This is a genomic window from Burkholderia sp. AU44665 (assembly GCF_030504405.1).
GTDB classification, from domain to species: domain Bacteria; phylum Pseudomonadota; class Gammaproteobacteria; order Burkholderiales; family Burkholderiaceae; genus Burkholderia; species Burkholderia semiarida.
The window spans coordinates 17,864-33,214 of the sequence record NZ_JAUJRI010000014.1; the positions used below are offsets into that span (position 1 = coordinate 17,864).

General features: G+C 66.2%; 14 protein-coding genes. 5 read left to right on the forward strand and 9 right to left on the reverse strand.

Translation table 11 applies throughout. The features are described from left to right. Positions 1–67 precede the first annotated feature (67 nt). The 6 genes from QZM15_RS24140 to QZM15_RS24165 form a co-directional block, all read right to left on the reverse strand. A complete protein-coding gene (locus QZM15_RS24140) occupies positions 68–1,327 on the reverse strand; it encodes an IS256 family transposase (RefSeq protein WP_302107391.1) in 1,260 nt (419 codons plus the stop codon). Between the two features lie 173 nt (positions 1,328–1,500). Then, positions 1,501–2,943: an efflux transporter outer membrane subunit gene (locus QZM15_RS24145; RefSeq protein WP_302107437.1), complete on the reverse strand. Its 1,443-nt coding sequence runs from the start codon at positions 2,941–2,943 to the stop codon at positions 1,501–1,503. A gap of 17 nt (positions 2,944–2,960) precedes the next feature. After that, the gene (locus QZM15_RS24150; protein WP_059575295.1) at positions 2,961–4,535 is read right to left on the reverse strand and encodes a DHA2 family efflux MFS transporter permease subunit; all 1,575 of its coding nucleotides are present in this window, start codon (positions 4,533–4,535) and stop codon (positions 2,961–2,963) included. Positions 4,536–4,548: 13 nt separating this feature from the next. Beyond that, the gene (locus QZM15_RS24155) at positions 4,549–5,643 is read right to left on the reverse strand and encodes an HlyD family secretion protein (RefSeq protein ID WP_302107392.1); all 1,095 of its coding nucleotides are present in this window, start codon (positions 5,641–5,643) and stop codon (positions 4,549–4,551) included. 64 nt (positions 5,644–5,707) lie between these two features. After that, complete coding sequence (locus QZM15_RS24160; protein ID WP_059575300.1) at positions 5,708–6,139, reverse strand: MarR family winged helix-turn-helix transcriptional regulator; 432 nt, start codon at positions 6,137–6,139, stop codon at positions 5,708–5,710. A 107-nt stretch (positions 6,140–6,246) separates the two neighbouring features. Next, the gene (locus QZM15_RS24165; RefSeq protein ID WP_059575302.1) at positions 6,247–7,167 is read right to left on the reverse strand and encodes a LysR family transcriptional regulator; all 921 of its coding nucleotides are present in this window, start codon (positions 7,165–7,167) and stop codon (positions 6,247–6,249) included. A 92-nt stretch (positions 7,168–7,259) separates the two neighbouring features. On the opposite strand from QZM15_RS24165, the gene QZM15_RS24170 reads away from it, so the two are divergent. The 3 genes from QZM15_RS24170 (at position 7,260) to QZM15_RS24180 (ending at position 9,555) form a co-directional block, all read left to right on the forward strand. After that, the gene (locus tag QZM15_RS24170; RefSeq protein WP_060967826.1) at positions 7,260–7,688 is read left to right on the forward strand and encodes a MarR family winged helix-turn-helix transcriptional regulator; all 429 of its coding nucleotides are present in this window, start codon (positions 7,260–7,262) and stop codon (positions 7,686–7,688) included. Between the two features lie 177 nt (positions 7,689–7,865). Beyond that, a complete protein-coding gene (locus QZM15_RS24175) occupies positions 7,866–9,113 on the forward strand; it encodes an aconitase X (RefSeq protein WP_302107393.1) in 1,248 nt (415 codons plus the stop codon). After that, positions 9,106–9,555: a DUF126 domain-containing protein gene (locus tag QZM15_RS24180; RefSeq protein WP_302107394.1), complete on the forward strand. Its 450-nt coding sequence runs from the start codon at positions 9,106–9,108 to the stop codon at positions 9,553–9,555. Before QZM15_RS24175 ends, QZM15_RS24180 begins: the two co-directional genes overlap by 8 nt. A 112-nt stretch (positions 9,556–9,667) precedes the next feature. Here the strand turns inward: QZM15_RS24180 and QZM15_RS24185 are convergent, their stop codons facing one another. Further along, complete coding sequence (locus QZM15_RS24185; protein ID WP_302107395.1) at positions 9,668–10,744, reverse strand: AraC family transcriptional regulator; 1,077 nt, start codon at positions 10,742–10,744, stop codon at positions 9,668–9,670. Positions 10,745–10,819: 75 nt separating this feature from the next. Here QZM15_RS24185 and QZM15_RS24190 point away from each other — a divergent pair, with 75 nt between their 5' ends. After that, positions 10,820–12,853 carry an NADPH-dependent 2,4-dienoyl-CoA reductase gene (locus tag QZM15_RS24190; protein ID WP_302107396.1) on the forward strand — a complete coding sequence of 678 codons (2,034 nt, stop codon included), beginning with the start codon at positions 10,820–10,822 and terminating at the stop codon, positions 12,851–12,853. A gap of 180 nt (positions 12,854–13,033) precedes the next feature. On the opposite strand, the gene QZM15_RS24195 is transcribed toward QZM15_RS24190, so the two are convergent. Together QZM15_RS24195 and QZM15_RS24200 are read right to left on the reverse strand one after the other, a co-directional pair. Then, positions 13,034–13,438: a DUF2471 family protein gene (locus QZM15_RS24195; RefSeq protein ID WP_059575323.1), complete on the reverse strand. Its 405-nt coding sequence runs from the start codon at positions 13,436–13,438 to the stop codon at positions 13,034–13,036. Between the two features lie 137 nt (positions 13,439–13,575). Continuing rightward, positions 13,576–14,469: a LysR family transcriptional regulator gene (locus tag QZM15_RS24200; RefSeq protein WP_302107397.1), complete on the reverse strand. Its 894-nt coding sequence runs from the start codon at positions 14,467–14,469 to the stop codon at positions 13,576–13,578. A gap of 86 nt (positions 14,470–14,555) precedes the next feature. Between QZM15_RS24200 and QZM15_RS24205 the strand changes: the two genes are divergently transcribed. After that, on the forward strand, positions 14,556–15,341 hold the full coding sequence (locus QZM15_RS24205) for an NAD(P)H-dependent oxidoreductase (protein WP_124860777.1): 786 nt from the start codon (positions 14,556–14,558) through the stop codon (positions 15,339–15,341). Positions 15,342–15,351: the final 10 nt, after the last annotated feature.

A 15,351-nucleotide genomic window follows, 5' to 3' on the forward strand; every position in this document is an offset into this window, starting at 1 on the left:
GGCCAGATGAGGCTACTTCGCGACGCTGGGAGGTATCCGGAATTTAGTGTGTGAGGCGGGTTGAGATTCAGACTCCAATGTTGAATCGTTCTGGGTAAAGCAGTGCGAACTGAGTCATGGCGCTCTTCCAATCGTGCCGGGAACCCGTCCACTTGGCTACGACGTTGCGCAGCGCCAGCCAGATCAGCTTGAGCGCGGCCTCGTCCGACGGGAAGTGGCCGCGCGCCTTAATGATCTTCCGAAGCTGCATGTGCAGCGACTCGATCGCGTTGGTCGTATATACAATTTTCCGGATGTCGGGCGCGAAGGCGTAAAACGGAATCACCTGATCCCAGGCCCGGCGCCAGAGCGCGGCAATCGGTGGGTATTTCGTCCCCCACGGGCTCGTATCGAACGCATCCAGCGCCACGGCGGCCGCTTCGGCCGACGGTGCCCGATAGACCTCCTTGAGCGCCGCTGCGACGGATTTCCGGTCTTTCCAGCTGGCGAAGTCCAGCGAGTTCCGGATCAGATGCACGATGCAGGTCTGGACCGTCGTTTCCGGGAACACCGTGTTGATCGCTTCCGGGAAGCCCTTCAGTCCGTCGACCACGGCAATCAGGATATCCTGCACGCCACGCAGCTTCAGGTCGTTCACCACCCGCAGCCAGAACTTGGCCCCCTCGGTCTGCTCGATCCAGAGGCCCAGCACGTCACGTGTGCCGTCGCGGCGAACACCCAGCGCCAGGTAGATCGCCTTGTTGCGGACCACGCCTTCGTCCCGGATCTTGACGCGCAAGGCGTCGAAGAACACCACCGGGTACATCGGCTCGAGCGGCCGCTGTTGCCACTCGCGCACTTCGTCGATCACCGCGTCAGTGACGGTACTGATGAAGTCCGGCGATACCTCGATGCCGTACATCTCCTGCAGGAAGCCCTGAATCTCCTGCACGCTCATGCCGCGTGCGTACATCGCGATGATCTTGTCGTCGAAGCCGGTGAAACGTCGCTCGCCCTTGGCGATCAGCACCGGATCGAAGGTGCCTTCGCGATCGCGCGGAATCTCGACGTCGAGCAGGTCGTCGTCGGTCGCGATGCGCTTGCGGCTGGTGCCGTTGCGATGGTTCGTGCGGCCGGCCGGCTTGGCTTCGCCCTTCTCGTAGCCGAGGTGGTGGGTCAACTCGCCACCCAGCGCACGCTCGAAGATCGCCTTCTTGAGCGCAGCGAGCTGCTCGTTGATCGTCGCCCGATCCAGCGTTCCGGGCACCAGTTGCTTGATCAGTTCCGGGTCCAGGTTCAAGCCCTTGCCCGGTTCTACGGTCGCTTCTTCCTTACGTTTGCGTGGCATAACGTGGCTCCTTGGCCATCAGTTTATGCCTCACACACAAAGGTTCGGATAGGCTCCGACGCTGCCTGCGATCAAATTGGCAGTATGGCTGCTTCCGACGTTCCACTTAAAAATCTAAGCGTACTGTCCGAACAAGCGAGGCCGCCTCCATCCGCCCGATATCCCATTGATCGTCAGTTCTTCGCCACAGCCTCCGTTTCCGTCTGCGTCCCACCCGCCGCATCATTCCGGCTCCACCCACCCCCCAGCGACCGATACAACGCAACCGCTGCAAGCGCGTGCTCGCGCTTGACCTGATTGAGCGAATCCGAATCGCGCAGATACACCTCCTGCGCCGACAGCACATCCAGAAAATCCGTCGCACCGCCCTTATAAAGCTGATTCGCCAGCCCAAGCGCTTTATCGGAAGCCGCCAATGCACTATCGAGTCGCCGCGTCGCCTCATCGGAACTGACGAGATTGGCGCGCGCATCCTCGACTTCCCGCAACGCTTGCAGCATCGTTTGTCGTAACCCGAGTTCCGACTCGCGCATCCGGCTTTCGCTCTGCGAGATATCGGCGGTAATTCGTCCCGCGTTGAAGATCGGACTCGTCGCACTCAACGCCGCGCTGAACAGGTTATCGGTCAACGTCGGCAACCCGAGATACGAAGCCGCGAGAATCCCGTCCGTCAGGTTCAACGAAAACTTCGGATACCGTTCGGCCTTCGCCACGCCGACTTGTGCCGCACGCCGCTCGACTTGAGCATAGGCAGTCAGCACATCCGGCCGCCGCAACAACGCTTGCGAAGGCAACGTCCCCGGCGCGCCAGCCGGCGGCGCGGGAATCTCGCCAGCCTGCGCCAGCACGAGCCGATCGACCGATTCCGGCGTGCGCCCGGAATACACGGCAATCAGATTGAGTTGATGCGAAATCTGCGCCTGCGTCGGCGGAATCCGGGCTTCGAGTGCATCGAGCTGGTTCTGCGCCCGCGTCACGTCGAGTTCCGTCGACAGCCCGAACGCCTGCCGCTTGCGCGTGAGTTCGAGCGCATGCTGGCGGATTTTCGCGTTGTCCTGCAGGATCTTCAATTCTTGCTGCGCCCAGCGCAGATCGACATACGCGGATGCCGCATCGGCCGCGAGCGCGAGCCGCATCGCATCTTCCGCATGCTTTTGGCCGACCAACTCCGCTTGAGCAGCAAGCAGATCGAGCCGCTCTCCGCCGAACACATCGGGCGACCAGCTCAGCGCGAGCCCGGCGCCGGCCTGCCGCACGTAACCGAGCGGCGGCGGCGTGTTTTGCCGCGCGTCGGCCGCATGCGCGGTCGCGTCGAGTTCGGGCAGCAGCACCGCGCGTTTCTGAACGGTCAGCGCCTGCGCCTGCTTCACGCGTTCGGCCGCGGCTTGCAGATCGAGATTGCCGTCGAGCACCGCGGCGATCAGCTTGTCCAGCACGGGATCGTGGAATTGCGCCCACCAAGCGGCGGCGTCGATATCCGCGCGCGGCACATTGGTATCCCAACCATCAGGCGCGAGCGTTCGCACCGAATCCTGAAGCGCCGGATGCTGCGCGGGCTGCACCGCACACCCGGCGGCGAATGCGCTGACGGCCAGCGCGACGAGTAACTTCTTCATGATGATGATCCTTGGCCTCAGTGCGCGTCCGGCGGCGGCGCGTTCAACGTAATGGGTTTGGAAAACACGACGGCAAGCAGCGCGACGACGAAGCACAGCGACAGCGCGTAGTACGCATCCGCATAAGTCAGCGTCAGCGCTTCTCGGTAGATCAGCCGATGCAGGTTCGCGAGTCCGGCCTGCGCGGTATTCAGCGTATTGCCGGCCACCGATCCCCAGTACGCGGCCTGGCGGTCGAGCAGTGACGCGATCTGCGGTTCGCCGGCGCTCACGTGCTCGTTCAGCCGCAGATAGTGAAAATTCAGCCGGTCGTTCAGCATCGTCGCGCTCACCGCGATACCGATCGCGCCGCCGAGGTTACGCATCAGGTTGAACAGGCCGCTCGCCGATTTCAGCCGCGACTGCGGCAGCGAGCCGAGCGCCATCGTCACGATCGGCGGCACGCTGAATTGCTGGCCGATGCCGCGCAGCGCCTGCGGCAGCAGCAGTTCCCGCCAGCCCCAGTCGTGCGTGATCGGCGTATACAGGTAGCAGCCGAGGCCGAAACAGATCAACCCGAACACGAGCAGCGCACGCATGCTGAAGTAGCGCGCGGCGAACGCATACGCGCACAACGCGATCAACTGGAACGCGCCGACCGACAGCAGCGCGATGCCGATCTGCAACGAGCTGAACGCACGCACCTGCGCGAGAAACAGCGGCGTCAGGAACACGGTCACGAAAATCCCGATGCCGGTCACGAACGACAGCAGGCTGCCGATCCCGAAGTTGCGCACGGCGAGCGCGCGCAGGTCGACGATCGGATCTTTCGCGGTCAGCGCATGCACGATGAACAGGAAGCCGCATATGCCGGCGATCCACGCGCAGATCACGATCGCGTCGTCGCCGAACCAGTTCTTGCGCGGGCCTTCCTCGAGCACGTATTCGAGGCAGCCGAGGAAGCCGGACATCAACGCGATGCCGAGATAGTCGCCGCGCTTGATCAGGCTGAGATCGGGCGCGTCGATATGCACGTAGCGCGGCACGAGCACGGCTACCGCGATGCCCGGCACGAGGTTCAGGTAGAACAGCCAGTGCCACGACCATTGGTCGGTGATCCAGCCGCCGATCACGGGGCCGATCGCCGGCGCGAGCGACGCGAGCGCGCCGATGGTCGTCGACGCGATCAGCCGCTGCTTGCCGGGGAACAGCACGAACGCGGTGGTAAACACGGTCGGGATCATCGCGGCGCCGAGCGCGCCCTGCATGCCGCGAAACAGGATCATCGAGTTGATGTCCCACGCGAGCCCGCACAGCATGCTGGTGATCGTGAAGCCGACGGCCGACGCGGCGAACAGCCAGCGCGTCGACATCACCTTCGACAGCCAGCCCGACATCGGGATCACGATGATCTCGGCGATCAGGTAGGCCGTCTGCACCCACGACAATTCGTCCTGGCTCGCGGACAGCCCGCCGCCGATGTCGCGCAGCGACGACGCGACGATCTGGATGTCGAGCGTCGCCATGAAGAAGCCGACGCACATCAGCGCGAATGCGAACACGCGCTGCCTGGTCGGTTGTGACGCGGGGTCGCCGGAAAACGCGGTGGTCATCGTCGGCTCCCGCTCAGTTCTTGTGGTCGGTATGCACGGTCACGACCGCGGACAGCCCGGGGCGCAGCACCTGCTCGATGCCCGGCTGCGGATCGAGATGCACGCGCACGGGCACGCGCTGGACGATCTTCGTGAAGTTGCCGGTCGCGTTCTCGGGCGGCAGCACGCTGAAGGTCGCGCCGGTCGCGGGCGCGAGGCTGTCGACGCGGCCGTGCAGGCGCGTGCTCGACGCATCGAGCGCGACGTCGACGCGATCGCCCGCGCGCATCTTGCGTAGCTGGTCTTCCTTGAAGTTCGCATCGATCCACAGGCCGGAGGCCGGTACGACCGTCAGCAGCGGCACGCCGACGTTCGCGAGCATCCCGACGCGGCCGGTGCGGTTGCCGACGTAGCCGTCGACCGGCGAGCGGATCGTCGTGTATTCGACGTTGAGCGCCGCGACGCGCTGCGCGGCGAGCGCGGTCTTCACGCGGGCCCGCGCATCGGCGAGTTGCGCGCCGAGCACGTCGAGTTGGCGCTTCGATGCGAGCAGCGCGGCGTCGCTGCGTTCGACGGCCGCGCCGGCCTTCGAGTAATCGGCGTCCGCGCGCTCGACGATCTGGTTCGATACGGCGTCCGACTTCACGAGTTCGCGATAGCGCACGCGATCGGATGCCGCGCGCGTCAACTCGGCCGACGACGCATTCTTGTCTGCCGCGTGCTGACCGATCACCGCGAATTGCAGCTGCTGCTTCGCTTCGAGTTCGGTCACGGCGGAGCGCGCGCTGTCGACTTCTGCGCTGGCCTGAGCGAGCTTCGCGTCGTAGTCGCGCGCATCGAGCTGCACGAGCACGTCGCCGGCCTTCACACGCTGATTGTCGGTCACGAGGATCTTGTCGACGAAACCGCTGACCTTCGGTGCGAGCACCGTCACGTCGCCGCCGACGTACGCATCGTCGGTGCTTTCCTGGAAGCGCAGCACGAACAGCCAGTCGAGCGCGGCGGCCGCGACCACGACGACGGCGGCGCCCACCGCGATGCGCATCCACGGCACGCGGCGTCGTTGCTTCGCGGGCCGCTCGGTTGTGGCTGCTTCGCGTGACGAGGCAGCGTCTTGAGTCGTATCCATCGATTCACCTATGTATATGCACTGATCAAAACGATCGACGTCGTCGTGTCGATCGGGGAAGGGGTTAGCGTTCCGGCAGGTTGTGCGTGATCCGGAACAATTCGTCTCTCAGTCGGGCCGCCTGCGCCGACCCGAAGTACCGCTCGAACGCTTCCTGCGCGGCGAGCCAGTGCACGTGCGCATCGGCCACCTTGGTTTCGCCGTGCGCGGTCAGCGCGAACGTCTGGCCGCGGCATGGCGGCTCGATCCGCCCCGTCACCAGCGCCGCGCCGACGAGAGGCCTGAGCGCGCGCAGCAACGCGGTGCGTTCGATCACCAGCACGTTCGACAGTGTCGCCATCGTCAGGCCGGGCCGCTCGCGCAGCAGCGCGAGGATGCTGTACTGCGACGGCGTGACGCCCGCCCGCGACAGATAGCGCTCGTAGAACTGCGAGATTCGCCGGGCGGCTTGCCGGACCGCGAAGCAATCGTCATCGGTGAGCGTGGTCTTGTGCATGTGCACATGTTAGGGGGCGGGGCGGCGCGAAGCGAGGGGCGGGACAGGATCAGATTGGTGTCGTGGCTGTACCAATCGGCGTCGCAAAGGCGCGTTCCCGCGCCCGGTCACGCCGCGGCCGGAACGCTCCAGCCTTCGCGGTCGCAATACGCGGCCGTGTAGTCGATGAACGCCTTCACCTTCGCGGGCAGCAGCGAGCGGTTCGCGTACGCGAGCTTGATTTCGACGAACGCATCGACGAGATCGGCGCCTTCCAGCAACTGCACGAGCGCGCCCGACGCGAGTTGCGCCTCGACGAGCGTTTTCGGGACGACGCCGATGCCGAAGTCGTGCATCACCATTTCGCGGTTGAACACGGGGCTGTTCGACGAGATGTCGAAACGGAACGGCACGGTGACCGTGTCGCCGTCGACGCGGAAGGACAGCGCCGGGCGGCGCAGCGACGGCGAGATCGGCACGAACGGATGATCGGCGAGGTCGGCCGGGCTTTCGGGGCGCGCATGCGCGTGCAGATACGCAGGCGTGGCGACGATCACGACCGGAATGCGCTCGATCAGCCGCACGACGGTCGATTCGCTCGTCAGCATGTACGGCACGACGATGCCAATGTCGTAGCCTTCGCCGACCAGATCGACAGGGCGCTCGGTCAGCGTGACGTCGAGGCGCACGTTCGGGTGCGCGGCCTTGAAGCCGGCGATCAGCGGCACGAGCCGGTTCAGCGCGGCCGTCGTATGCGCGACGAGGCGCAGCAGGCCCTCGGGCTCGCGCGTGTGTGCCTGCGCTTGAACTTCCAGCGCGTCGAGCTCGTCGAGCACGGCCGCGCAACGCTCGTAGATTCGCTCGGCCGTCTCGGTCAGCGACACCTGGCGCGTGGTCCGGTGCAGCAGACGGCTGCCGAAACGCGCCTCCAGATCGGCCACCGCGCGCGAGACGACCGGCCGCGCGAGGCCGTGCATGTCGGCGGCGCGCGTGAAGCTGCGCATCTCCACCACCGACCGGAAGATCCGCAGCTTGTCGATGTAGTCCATGTCCGTCTCCTTGACGCGATGGCCGGCCGCCGGCCGTTGTTACCGCGGAGTGTACATTGACTTTATGCATATGCACATATAGATTCCGGAACATGAACGACATTCCGATTTCCGAGGCGTGCAACTGTCTCGCGCTGCGCCAGGCGGCGCGCTTCGTCACGCAACTGTACGAACGCCATCTGGCCCCGGTTGGCGTCACGCCCGCCCAGTTCTCGATCATGGTGAACCTCAAACGCCGGCCCGGCCTGCTGATGAGCGAACTCGCCGACACGCTCGTGATGGATCGCACGACCTTGCTGCGCGCGCTGAAGCCGTTGCAGCGCGATGGCTTCGTCGCGACGGCTGCATCCGAGCACGATGCGCGTGCGCATGCGCTCCATCTCACGAAGCTCGGCGAGCGCACGTTCGCGCAGGCGAAAGTTGCGTGGCAGGCCGCGCAAGACGAATTCGACGCGCAGTTCGGCCGCGATCGCGCAAAGGCGCTGCGTGACGAGTTGTTCAGCCTGACTGCGGAGCGTTAGGGCGAACTGGATTGGAATGCGAGCCATTATGTGATTTAGTTGCCGAATTTCGCTGAAAGTGGTTTTGTGTGGGTCCGGATTCGTGAAAATCTGGACAGTTTTTATTTCCAGTTGTAGAGTCCTCTGACGGATTTCACGCAGCCGGCGCCGCCGGCACGCGTCACGAGGAGCAACCGGATGCTGCAGTTGAGTGACCGCGACGACGCGATGTTGCGCGGGGATTTCGGCGACGGCGTCGCCCGTGCGATGCGAATCGTCGCGCGCACCGCGCAAGTGATGTCCGCGCCTCACCTGATCGACATTACGTCCGCGCATATCGACGGCTGCCTGTACCACGGCCAGACCAGCCTCGACTTCGTCGACTATTTCGTCGAAACGGGCGCGAAGGTCGCGGTGCCGACCACGTTGAACGTCGGCTCGCTCGACTTGATCCATCCCGAGCTGTACCACGGCGATCGCACGATCCAACGCGATGCGCGGCGCCTGATGGACGCGCATTTGTTGCTCGGCTGCGAATCGAGCTTCACGTGCGCGCCGTATCAGCTGAAGCATCGCCCCGCGCTGGGCGAGCAGATCGCGTGGGCCGAATCCAATGCGATCGTGTTCGCGAACTCGGTGCTGGGCGCACGCACGAGCCGCTACGGCGATTTCCTCGACCTGGCTGCCGCGATCACGGGGCGCGCGCCGTATGCGGGGCTGCATGTCGACGCGAACCGCGCCGCGCGGATCGTGTTCAATGCGCCGGACTTCAGCAGCCTGCCGTCGCGCGACATCTATTTCGCCGCGCTCGGGCTGGCGGTCGGCAAGATCGCGGGCGCGGTCGTGCCGGCGATCGTCGGGCTGCCGGCGGACACCACCGAGGACGAACTCAAGGCGCTCGGCGCGGCCGCCGCATCGAGCGGGGCCGTCGCGCTGTTCCATGCGGTCGGCGTGACGCCCGAGGCGCCGACGCTCGACGCCGCGTTGCACGGGCGCGCCGCGCAACGCACGGTCGATATCACGATGGCCGATCTCGACGAGATTCGCCGCACGCTGAATCACGGCGCGGCCGGCGACGCGCTCGTCGCGGTCGCGCTCGGCACGCCGCATTTTTCGCTGGCCGAATTCCGCACGCTCGACACGTTGCTCGACGCCTTCGACGGCAAGCCGGCCTGCGATTTCTACGTGAACACGAGCCGCTTCATTTTGTGGGAGCTGGAAGAAGCCGGCCTCGCGGAGAAATTCGCCGCGCGCGGCATCCAGATCGTCGTCGATACCTGCACGTACATCACGCCGGTGATGAAGCAGTTGTCGGGGCTGGTGATGACCAACTCGGGGAAATGGGCGTCGTATGCGCCCGCGAACATCGGCGTGACGGTCGCGTACGGCAGCATGCGCGAATGCGTGCGGTCCGCGTACGAAGGCAAGGTGCGATTCGATGACTGAAGCGACGGGCAAATTCTTGACGGGCGACACGCTCGTGCCGGGCAGCGCGTGTGCGTGTCCGTTCGTGCTCGACAAGCCGCTGAGCTTCTGGGGCGGCTACGACTCGGGCGCGGGCAGGATCGTCGATTGCGGGCATCCGCAAGCCGGCGCGAGCCTTGCCGGCAAGGTGATGGTGATGCCGCACGCGAAGGGCTCGAGTTCGAGCAGCAGTGTGCTCGCGGAAGCGGTGCGCAACGGCACGGGGCCAGTCGGGATCGTGCTGAAGGAGCGCGACCTGATCGTCTCGATCGGCGCGATCGTGGCCGCCGAGCTGTATGCGATCGCGGTGCCGGTGGTGTGCGTGACGGACGACGTGTACGACGCGATTGCCGCCGCGACGGGCGACGTGCGCATCGAGGCTGGTGAGGGGGACGGCGGGGCGCGGATTGATATCGGCTGCTGATGCGTCGCGCGCTCGTCGCGGCATGCACGTCGGGCCACACGATCAAGCTGAACGCGACGCGCAGTACCGGTGAAATCGCGGGCCGGTGTCTCGTGTCGCCAGTGGTTGCGTATCAGTCGCGCGCCGCACCCGCTTCCCGGTATGCGCTCGGCGTTTGTCCGGCCCAGCGCCGGAACGCGCGCGTGAAATTCGCCGGGTCGGTGAATTGCAGCCGCTCGGCGATCGTTTTCAGGTCGAGATCCGATGCGGCGAGCAACTGCTTTGCGTCGCGAAACCGCGCTTCGTCGAGCAATTGCCGATAGCTCGATCCCGCTTCCTCCAGCCGGCGCCGCAGCGTGCGCGTCGACACGAGCAGCGCATCGGCGAGCGTGTCCGGCCCCGGATAATCGCCGGCTGCGCGCGCCAGTTCCGCCCGCACGCGCTCGACCAGATCGCCTTCCTCCTGCCGCACCTGTGCATATTCGCGTTCCACCTGCACGAGCGCCTGCCGGTGCGCGACTTCATCGGCGAGCGGCAGCGGCCAGTCGAGCACGTCGTGCGCGACCCACAGCGCATTGGCCGCGCAGCCGAATTCGACCGGCGGCAACGTATCGCGGTAGCGCGCGAAATACGCGGGCTCCGGCCACGCGAATTGCAGCCTGATCGGCGGCGACGGGCGACCGGCCCATTGCGCGATGTTCTGCGCGAGCCCCGTCAGCACGAATTCGAACATCACGTGATGCTGCAGCACGGGATTCGCCTGCACGCCGTGCAGTTCGAGCGTCGCGCCGCGTTCGTCTTCCGCATAGGTCAGCCGGTACTGGCGATTGCGCATCCGGAAGTAGCGCTGCGTGACCGACAATGCTTCGCGGATGTCCCGCGCGGTCAGCGTCGCATAGCCGAGAAAGCCGTGCACGGTCGGCTTCAGCAGCAGCCCGAACGCGAGCCCGATGCCCGGATCGCCGCCGATCTCGATCGCGTTGAGCACGAGCCGCCCCCATTGCGACGGCGCGACGCGCGCATCCGGTTCGGCCAGCACCGCGTCGCGCAGGCCCGTGCCGGCACGCACGGCGGCCAGATCGACGCCGCGTGCGGCCAGCGCCTGCAGCAGCAGGCGCGTATAGGCGACCGGAATCGTCGGCCGGCGCAGCCCGAGGCGGTCCTTGCGAGACGGGGAGGTCATGTCGTTTTGGCCGGAAATGACAAGCATTATGGCTGTTTGCCCCCTCACGTTCAAGGCGCCGCCCGCCTACGATGGCAGGCATCGCTTACTGGCCGAATCATCATGACGACCCCCTTTCCCCACCTGCTCGCTCCGCTCGATCTCGGCTTCACGACGCTGAAGAACCGCGTGCTGATGGGCTCGATGCATACCGGCCTCGAGGACAGCCGCAAGACGCTGCCGCGCCTCGCCGAATATTTCGCCGAGCGCGCGCGCGGCGGCGTCGGCCTGATCGTGACGGGCGGCTTCGCGCCGAACGTGGCCGGCTGGACCAAGCCGTTCGGCGGCACGCTGATGACGTCGGCCGCCGCGCGCCGGCATCGCGAGATCACGGATGCGGTGCATGCGGAGGACGGCAAGATCGCGCTGCAGATCCTGCATACGGGCCGCTACGGTTATCACCCGTTCGCGGTCGCGCCGTCGAAGATCAAGTCGCCGATCTCGCCGTTCGCGCCGCACGAACTGAGTGCGCGCGGCGTCGAGCGGCAGATCCGCGCGTTCGTGCGTTGCGCGACGCTGGCGCGCGAAGCCGGTTATGACGGCGTCGAGATCATGGGCTCCGAGGGCTACCTGATCAACCAGTTCATCTCGATGCATACGAACAAGCGCATCGACCAGTGGGGCGGGTCGTACGAGAACCGCATCCGCTTGCCGATCGAGATCGTCGAGCGCACGCGCGAAGCGGTCGGCCGCGACTTCATCCTGATCTACCGGCTGTCGATGCTCGACCTGATTCCAGATGGCAGCGACTGGAACGAAACCGTGCAGCTCGCGAAGGCGGTCGAGCGCGCGGGTGCGACCATCATCAACACGGGGATCGGCTGGCATGAAGCGCGCGTGCCGACGATCGCGACGTCGGTGCCGCGCGGCGCGTTTGTGTGGGTGACGAAGAAGATGAAGGGCGAGGTCGGCATCCCGCTCGTGACGACCAACCGGATCAACCGGCCCGAAGTGGCCGAGCAGATTCTCGCGGACGGCTGCGCGGACATGGTGTCGATGGCGCGCCCGTTGCTCGCGGATCCCGAGTTCGTCGTCAAGGCGGCGCAGGGCCGGGCCGACGAAATCAACACGTGCATCGGCTGCAACCAGGCGTGCCTCGATCATGCGTTCAAGAACCGAATCGCGTCGTGCCTGCTGAATCCGCGTGCGTGCCACGAGACGGAGCTGAAATACACGCCCGCGCCGCAGTCGAAGCGCATCGCGGTGGTGGGCGCGGGGCCGGCCGGGCTCGCGTGCTCGACGGTGCTCGCGCAGCGCGGCCATCAGGTCGACCTGTTCGACGCGGCGCCGGAGATCGGCGGCCAGTTCAACATGGCGAAGCGGATCCCGGGCAAGGAGGAGTTTCACGAAGCGTTGCGCTACTTCGGCCGGCAGGTCGAGTTGACCGGCGTGAAGCTGCACCTGAACCGCCGCGTCGACGCGAGCGACCTGATCGCGGGCGGCTACGACGAAATCGTGCTCGCGACCGGCGTCGCGCCGCGCGACCCGAAGATTCCGGGGCAGGACGGGCCGAACGTGCTCAGCTATATCGACGTGCTCGCGGGCAGGCAGCCGGTCGGCCGGCGGGTCGCGGTGGTGGGCGCGGGCGGGATCGGCTTCGATGTCGCCGAATATCTGGTACAGGACGGCGAGTCGCCGGCGCTCGATCTGGACGCGTGGAAGGCCGAGTGGGGCGTGACCGACCCGGCCGCGACGCGCGGCGGTGTGACGCGTGCGCGGGTGTCGGCGCCCGCACGGGAGGTGACGTTGCTGCAGCGCAAGGCCGCACCGCTCGGCAAGGGCCTCGGCAAGACGACCGGCTGGATTCACCGTGCGACGCTGAAGATGAAGCAGGTGAAGATGATCGGCGGCGTGAATTACGAACTGATCGATGCACGCGGATTGCACGTGTCGTATGGCGAGCAGCGCACCGATCACGAATTGATCGAAGCCGACACGGTCGTGCTCTGCACGGGGCAGGAGCCGCAGCGCACGTTGCTCGCGCCGCTGCAGGCGGCCGGGCGCACGGTGCACCTGATCGGCGGCGCGGAACTGGCCGCCGAACTCGATGCGAAGCGTGCGATCGATCAGGGGGCGCGGCTGGCGGCGCGGCTGTAACGGGCGTTGCTGCGCCGTTCGCGCGGCGGCAGTCCCCCGGCGGTGATCCGCGGCGGGCGGGGCTTGTCGCGCGCTGCGCCGATGCGTCGAACCGCGGAAGCCGAACCGCGATGAGCGGCCGCGTCGATCGCGCTGCCACCCGACGTGCGGCAGAACGCAGCCGCGCAAGGCCCGCGCGGCTCAGGCCGCTTCGGCCCGTTCTTCCTCTTCCGCTTCGAGCATCGCCTTGACGATCAGATAGACGGCCGGCAGGTCGTCGTCGTCGCGGCGCCAGTCGACCGGCTCCTCGACGTCCGCGGCGACCAGCCGACTGTCGCGCAGCCGGATGAATGCATCGACGACGGCCGGCTCGTTGCGGCTCAGGAAACCGGCATTCGAGAATGCCAGCTCCTCGACGTTCAACAGCGCCTGCCAGCTCATCGTGCGGACGGCGGCCGGGTGGGTGCGGCGCCGCAGGCCGAGCGCCCGCTGGGCAGGGCCGCTGACGACACGCTGCAGATCGACGACCGCCCGCTGCGCGGCGCGCTCGAAATGGACGGGATTGAAGCCGGGTTGCTCGGGATCGAATGCGGATGACTGGAACATGGTCGCCTCACTAAAGACCGTCTCGGGATGATGTAATTCGGGTCAAATGACGCAGAAACACTGTAAATATATACAGTGATCGACCGACTTTCAAGCCCCCGGTGACAGCAGATGTCAGCCGCGCCATGACCGGCGTGTCAGACCGCCGCCGCGATCGTCTCCCGCAGCCATCGATGCGCCGGATCGCGATGCATGCGCTCGTGCCACAGCATCGACATTTCATAGCCGGGCACCTCGACCGGGGCGTCCACCACGCGCAGCGCTGGCACGTCGCGCACCAGCCGTTCAGGCACCATCGCGACGAGATCGGTACTCGCGACGGCCGACATCACGAACAGAAAGTGCGGCACCGACAGCACGACGCGCCGGGCGGCGCCGACCTTGGCGAGCGCTTCGTCCGTCACGCCGAAGAAGCCGCCGCCGTCGGGCGACACGATCACGTGTTCGAGCGAGCCGAACTGCGCGAGCGTGGGGCGCCGCTTCAGCTTCGGATGGCCGGCACGGCCGATCAGGACGTAACGCTCGACGAACAGCGGCAGGCGCCGCATGCCGGGCGGCGAGCCTTCGGTCGTGTGAAAAGCCAGGTCGATGCCGTTTCGTTCGGCCTCCTGCTCGATGCGCGGCGGCACGAGCTCGACGACGGCGAGCCGCGTGGCGGGCGCGGTCGAGCGCAGCGTGTGCAGCGCGGGCAGCACGATCGTCGATTCGCCGTAGTCGGTCGCGGCCACGCGCCACGTGTTCGTCGCGGTTGCAGGGTCGAACGGCGTGGCCGGAACCACGGCCCGCTCGACGGCCTCGAGCGCCTCCCGCAACGGCTCGCGCAGCGCTTCCGCGCGCGCGGTCGGCCGCATCCCGCGGGGCCCCGGCAGCAGCAGCGGATCGCCGAACACGTCGCGCAGTTTTTGCAGCTGGACGCTGACCGACGGTTGCGACATGTTCAGTTTCTCGGCCGCCCGCGTGACGTTGTGCTCGGCGAGCAGCACGTCGAGCGTGACGAGCAGGTTCAGATCGAGCCTTCTGAGATTATTCATCGCTATACCTGGGATATCAGGAATTCATTTCAAATATACCGTTGAAGGCGGCATCCTGCAGTCATTCAATCCACGGAGTGACGAACATGAATGTGCTGATCGTGTATGCCCATCCCGAGCCGCGCTCGCTGAACGGCGCGCTGCGCGACTTCGCCGTCGCGCACCTCGAAGCGGCCGGCCGCACGGTGCAAGTGACCGACCTGTACGCGATGAACTGGAAGGCGACCCTCGATGCGCACGACATGACCGGCCGTGCACCCGACGATCGCTTCGATCCGGCGCTCGATTCGAAGCGTGCGTTCGAGACGGGCACGCAGCGCGACGACATCGCGCGCGAGCAGGACAAGCTGAAGTGGGCGGACGCGGTGATTCTGCAGTTCCCGCTGTGGTGGTTCTCGATGCCGGCGATCATGAAGGGCTGGTTCGAGCGCGTGTACGCGTACGGGTTTGCTTATGGTGTCGGCGAGCATTCCGACACGCATTGGGGCGATCGCTACGGCGAAGGGTCGCTCGCCGGCAAGCGGGCGATGGTGATCGTCACGACGGGCGGGTGGGAACCGCACTACAGCCCGCGCGGTATCAACGGGCCGATCGACGACCTGCTGTTCCCGATCCAGCACGGCATGCTGTATTACCCGGGGTTCGACGTGCTGCCGCCGTTCGTGATCTATCGGACGGGCAAGATGAACGCGGCGCGCTTCGACGAAACGCGCGCGGCGCTCGGCCGGCGTCTCGACGATCTGTGGACCACGCAGCCGATTCCGTTTCGCCGGCAGAACGCGGGCGATTACGAGATTCCGGCACTGACGCTGAAGGACGGGATCGCGCCGGGGAAGGTTGGATTTAGTGCGCATCTGGCGCACGAGGGTTGATCGTGCGCGA